General features: G+C 38.1%; 5 protein-coding genes. 2 read left to right on the forward strand and 3 right to left on the reverse strand.

Translation table 11 applies throughout. The features are described from left to right. The first annotated feature begins 131 nt into the window (after window positions 1-131). Entirely contained in the window at window positions 132-764 is a 633-nt protein-coding gene (locus tag PVE40_RS12175) for an AGE family epimerase/isomerase (RefSeq protein ID WP_274732214.1), read from the forward strand. Then, a complete protein-coding gene (locus PVE40_RS12180) occupies window positions 748-1,695 on the forward strand; it encodes an acetylxylan esterase (protein WP_274732210.1) in 948 nt (315 codons plus the stop codon). The genes PVE40_RS12175 and PVE40_RS12180 overlap by 17 nt, the downstream gene beginning before the upstream one ends. A gap of 197 nt (window positions 1,696-1,892) precedes the next feature. Here PVE40_RS12180 and PVE40_RS12185 read toward each other — a convergent pair whose 3' ends face one another. From PVE40_RS12185 to PVE40_RS12195, 3 genes are read right to left on the reverse strand one after another with little or no spacing between them, the layout of a single operon-like run. Continuing rightward, window positions 1,893-2,537 (reverse strand): YesL family protein, encoded by a 645-nt coding sequence (locus tag PVE40_RS12185; RefSeq protein WP_274732211.1) that lies wholly within the window; start codon window positions 2,535-2,537, stop codon window positions 1,893-1,895. Between the two features lie 19 nt (window positions 2,538-2,556). Further along, a complete protein-coding gene (locus PVE40_RS12190; RefSeq protein ID WP_274732212.1) occupies window positions 2,557-4,017 on the reverse strand; it encodes a glycosyl hydrolase in 1,461 nt (486 codons plus the stop codon). Next, window positions 3,992-5,401 (reverse strand): ABC transporter substrate-binding protein, encoded by a 1,410-nt coding sequence (locus PVE40_RS12195; RefSeq protein ID WP_274732213.1) that lies wholly within the window; start codon window positions 5,399-5,401, stop codon window positions 3,992-3,994. Before PVE40_RS12195 ends, PVE40_RS12190 begins: the two co-directional genes overlap by 26 nt. Window positions 5,402-5,670 lie beyond the last annotated feature (269 nt).

Genomic DNA, 5,670 nt, shown 5'->3' on the forward strand with positions numbered 1-5,670 from the left:
TTTAGAATTTCTGTAGTAAAATCGTTCATATGGAAGTCCTCTTTTCTGTGAATGTGTTGTGGTAACTCTATTCTACAGAAGGGACTTCCTTTTTTCTATTTACACAAAATATTTTACACTCTCTTTATCGCATATGGCCTGACGAAGGCTTAAAAAGAAAAATTGAATGCTTGTTAGATATTTTTGCAGAAAATATTTATTCTTCAGAAGGATTCTGCTGGACTGAGTTTGATGTTAACTGGCAACCGCTTATTTCAGAAGTATCATATGGACATGATATTGAGACTTCCTGGTTGTTAAAAGAAACGCTAGATATTTGCCAGATTAAAAATGAGAAAATCGAACAAATGACTTTGAAATTGGCAGAATATGTTCTCGAGCATGGGTTGGATGAATACGGGGCACTTTACAATCATTATCATTTCCAAACGAAAAAGACAGACCGGACTCGCGTTTGGTGGGTACAAGCAGAAGCCGTTGTTGGATTCTATCATGCTTACCAGATTACCGGTGATGAAACATTTCTAGCTGCTGCAAACAAGGTGTGGTTATACATCCAAACTTTTTTCATCGACAAGCGTTCAAATAGCGAATGGTTTTCGCGTCTTGATGCACATAATCAAATTTTGTCTTCCAAGTTAGAAAATGACGGCTCATCCTTGGAACCAATTAGTGATAGTTGGAAAGGCCCTTACCATACGGTACGTATGTATATTGAAATAATCGAACGTTTAGGAGGAAAAGGAAATGATGGAATGGAATAAATGGGAAAATTATAGAGGAAGTGGCCAAAAACCTACTGATTTTGATGAATGGTGGGATAATAACTTAAAGCAAATGAATGATTTACCGCTTGAATATGAAATTATACCGGAAGCTATTCCCTCTCATGTAGCAAATTTTTATCATCTATACTTTAACGGGGTGGGTGGTGCCCGCGTACATTGCCAACTAATAACCCCCAAAATACTGAAAAAGAAACACAAAGGTATGTTATTATTCCATGGCTATCACACTAATTCAGGTGACTTTCAAGATAAGATTGGTTGGGCTGCAGAAGGCTTTGTAGTTTTAGCATTAGATGCACGTGGCCAAGGCGGATTATCGCAGAATCATACTCAAACAGATGGCGGAACGATGCGTGGACTGATTATTCGCGGCATCGAAGAAGGTAGGGATAATCTTTACTTCCGTAATGTTTTTTTAGATACCGCTCATGCAGCTCGGATCCTTCAATCTTTTGACTACGTCGACAAAGAAAAAATTTATGCACAAGGTGCTTCTCAAGGGGGCGGACTTACCCTCGCATGTGCTGGTTTGGTTCCAAACTTACACCGTGTATTTGTTAGCTATCCATTTTTAACTGATTATCGAAAAGCTTATCAACTAGGCGCACAAACTTCTGCCTATGAAGAAATTCCTTATTGGTTCCAATTCAGGGATCCCCTACATGACCGTGAGGAAGAAATTTTTCATACCTTAGAGTACATTGATATTCAGCATTTTGCTCCAAGAATCAAAGCAAGTGTAGTTTGGGCAATTGGGCTACAAGACGCGGTATGCCCCCCGGTAACTCAATTTGCAACATACAATAACATCAACGCTAAGAAAGAAATAATCGTTCTTCCAGAATATGGTCATGAGTATCTCCCAAGAATTAATGATGTATATCGCAACTTTTTTTTCGATGAATAGAATACCTTGAAAAAGAGAAGAGGCTGGACTTTTGTCCCAGCCTCGTTCCAGTATACGAATATCTGCCTCTTAAACGTGCTTCAAAAGGCAGACCCGACATCACTTCACGAATAATGCTCAGATGGTCTATGACCATCTGAGCCTATTTGTTCCAGTGATTCCGGTCTAAACGCCTTTTGTGCCACTCTCTTCTTTTTTTATAATGCGGTATACCATTTTTGCTCATCACTTAAGGCTTCAGGCGAGAGATACTTCTTTAATATTTTTTCGATTAAAAAACTCAGACTATACATGACCAAAGCTGGTAGTAGCAGGATAGTCGGGATTGGCATCAAGTATAAAACGAACGCAGCAATGAGATAGCATCCAATAAATAGTATGGTAAAAGGTAGATGTCTGAACTGCATCGACAGTGCTAGTTTGAATACTTCAAAAGAGGACAAGCTAAAACGAGACAGTAAAATAGGTACGTAGATGAGTAGCGCAAGCCAAATGTAAACTAGGAAGCTCAATACTGCAAAACTGATTGCCCCAAAAACGGTTCCTGATTGAAATACGTAGAGCATATCTATAAGAAGGATTATTCCAGTTACTAAAAATAAAATATTCAAGAGTATTCCCTGCTTTAACTCTCTTTTCCAAGCTTTCCAGTATTCTTTGGCTGGATAACCATTTCCAATACGCTGCGTCTTTACAGTTGTATAATATAAAGCTGAGAGAGAAGGAACCAATGTGATGATAGGTAAACTAGTAATAATGAAGAGAACACTAATTCCGATTAAGTTCCCAATTCGATTCATTACTTTGTAGTATTTCCCCTCATATGCAAAGAATTTTTTCATTTTTCCCTCTCTTTTCTATTTATTTTATTGGGTACGTTGATAAATCTGGTAATTTTTCTAACGTAAGGACTTTCTTATGGTGATAAACTTTATTTAGCATTTCCTTGGATGTATATTCCTCCGAATAATTTCCCAATTCATCAACGACAAACTCTCCATTCCAAGAAGTGAAATATCCCCACATTACTTGATCACGTTCCAACAAGTCTGGATCAGGCAAACAACCATTTTCAGAAAGTACAATCAACTTATTTTTATCAGTATAATCCATAGCTTGAGCAAATCGTGAAGCTTGCGAAGAATATGCTTGCTTTCCAGGATAAATATCTTCGCCGATTATATCTACAAACTCGTCTCCAGGATACCATTCTTTCCCTTGTCCATTCCATACCCAAATCAAATTATTTAATCCATGTACATTTACAAATCGATGGTACATAAGCTGCCACAGGTCAATAAATGGTTGTGAACCGCTGGCCCCCCACCAGAACCAACCTCCACTTGCTTCATGCAGAGGTCGCCAGAGCACTGGGATTTGTTCATCTGCTAGTTCCTTCAGTAATTTCGCAATTTCATCCATGTCTTCTATTAATAAACGATAGCCTTCCGGATCTTGTCCGTTCATGATTGCAGATAAATCAATCGTTGTATGTTCAGTATAGAAACTACTCCACCACGGATGTTCGGGTGTATCATACAAGTAAGGCTCCGGAGCATTCCAGTGCCACATGAACGTAATAATGCTACCAATTTCATGGAATGTTTTAGCATGACTTAATACATCTGGACCACTGGCTCTTGATTTTCTAGATGCAGATTCATCAATAAAATCTAACCCTAGGATAGCTGGTGTTTTCCCCCTAGTTTCACGAAAAATGGCAGAAAACTCTCTCCCAAGATGTCCTTCATTAGAGGATTGTCCAGAAATGATTCTTTTTCCGTATTGATCCGTTAAAAAGCTCATTAAACGTTTTGTATTTATTGAGGCATTTGGATTTACCAGTTTTGAATCTACTATGTACGTTGACATGTCAATCGGTTTTATTTTCATAATTTCCAGTCCCTTTATGGCGAAGTATCCCCAACTCTTTTCTATCCGAACTTTGTGCTTGCCGGGTTCCAGATAAACATACGAAACAAAAGAGTCAGCAAATTCATCTGCATTTGCGGTTATGTCCGCTACATATTTTGAATCTATAAAAACTTTATTCACCTTCTGACCACCAATTCCGTATGATGGAAAATTCAAGTGGTACATACTCTCTTCTTCAATAAAAATAGTGAACTCTACCCATGATTCTTCTGTAGAGAATCCTTCCAAATAAGGTACCTTGAACCCTTCCAACTGGAGATGTTTTTTGATAACATCTCCAGTGAAAGTGGCATCTTCTACGCTATAAAAATTTGGATTCTTTACGTTTTGTTCACTATCATAATTTTGAATAGTGGCATCCTTATTCTTCTTTATTTTGAAAACCATCTAGTCCATCTTGGAGTACTTGTTTATAAGATTCTACCGCTTGAGAAACCGTCATGGTACCTGTGAATATATTGTAAGTAGCTTCACCAACAGCTCCATTCACATCTGCTACCTTCCACAAATCTCCATTACCCATTTCACCAATTTCCATAGCTAGATCAAGGTCTTCTGTATTAGTGAAGCCTGTTTCAATCCAGTCATAGTTATCGCGATAAGATTCATCAAATGCGAACCAGTTGCGGAATTCTTCAAAAATCTGATAAACAGCTTCTGGTTGCTCTGTACCTTTTGGAATGAAATAATAGTTAACAATACCTTCACCGGCTTTTGTGCCGTCTCCACTTGGACCTTGTGGCCATTTTACAATCCGATAATCGTAGCTTAGTTCTGGTCCATAATTAATTAAGTTATAAGCTTGGACTGGAGCGAAAGCAACGCCACCATCTACCCAAGCAAGTAATTGTTCATCCCAGTTATCTGTGTATGGTTTAGCTACTTTATCCACGTTATACATGTTATAAATGAATTCTAACGCTTCTACTGTTTCTGGGCTGCTCAATCCTTCTGTCAAATCGGTTGCAATAGAGCCTCCATTTGATGCCACAAATTCATTTGTTGTATCAGTTGTTACACCGCCGAATCCATATACATCAATATTTCCGTCTCCATCGGTGTCACGAGTTGTTGCTTTTGTCATTTCCGCAAACTTCTCCCATGTCCATTCGCCGCTTGCTAATAATTCATTGGGATCTTCTAGTCCTAATTCGTCTAACATCGTGGCATTGTACAACATATATGTTCCACCTGTAGGTAAAACAGTTTCAGTGAAAAAGTACGTTTCACCAAATGTCTCAAACGGTGACATAATAGTTTGATCGGTCGTAATGTCTGAATAATCTGGGGCGAACTCGCTAACTGGCATTGCATAGCCGTTCATAGCGGGCGCTAGACCAAATTGTAAATCTACTGTATAAATATCATAATCCGGTGTTCCAGATACAACTGAGGTATTAATATTTTCAGTCATTCCGTCCCATCCTAAGTTGCTAAATTCAATTTTTACGTTGTATTTTTCTTCAATACGGCGAATATTATCTAATTCCATTTGAGCAGTTTCTGTATTATTTACTCCTGGATTATCCGTAGGGTCTGTATGACGACTGTCATAATAAAAATCCCACCAAGTAGCAATTTTAATTGTTCTTCCGCCCATGTCGATAGCAGGGTATTGTGCATATGGATCATCTGTTGCTGATTCTGCTACTTCATTTGAGGTTTCTGATGTTACATCTTCTGATGTATCATCTGCTGCTCCTTCATTTCCACAAGCTCCCATTGCTAATGCTGCTAATGATAAGAATAAAAATTTCCATTTTTTCTTCATCTTAAAAGACTCCCTTTTTTCTTTTTTATCCAACTACTCCACTACGTTCGATTCCTTCAATAAACTGTCTTTGTAATAAAACCTGAATTATTCATACTCCTGAAATCTTCTTGAAAAATGTCTTTTTTAACGTTTAAGCATTCCGATTTTTTTGTATCACATTGATTTTACTAAATCGACCAGATATTTTGGGTTCACATCAGGCAACTTCGGGTTTGAGCCCTATTTTTGGGCGCAGGAACCCCTTGGGTTCCATCTGATTTTTTAAA

Origin of the sequence: Jeotgalibaca caeni, assembly GCF_028863945.1 — a bacterium.
Taxonomy (GTDB): domain Bacteria; phylum Bacillota; class Bacilli; order Lactobacillales; family Aerococcaceae; genus Jeotgalibaca; species Jeotgalibaca caeni.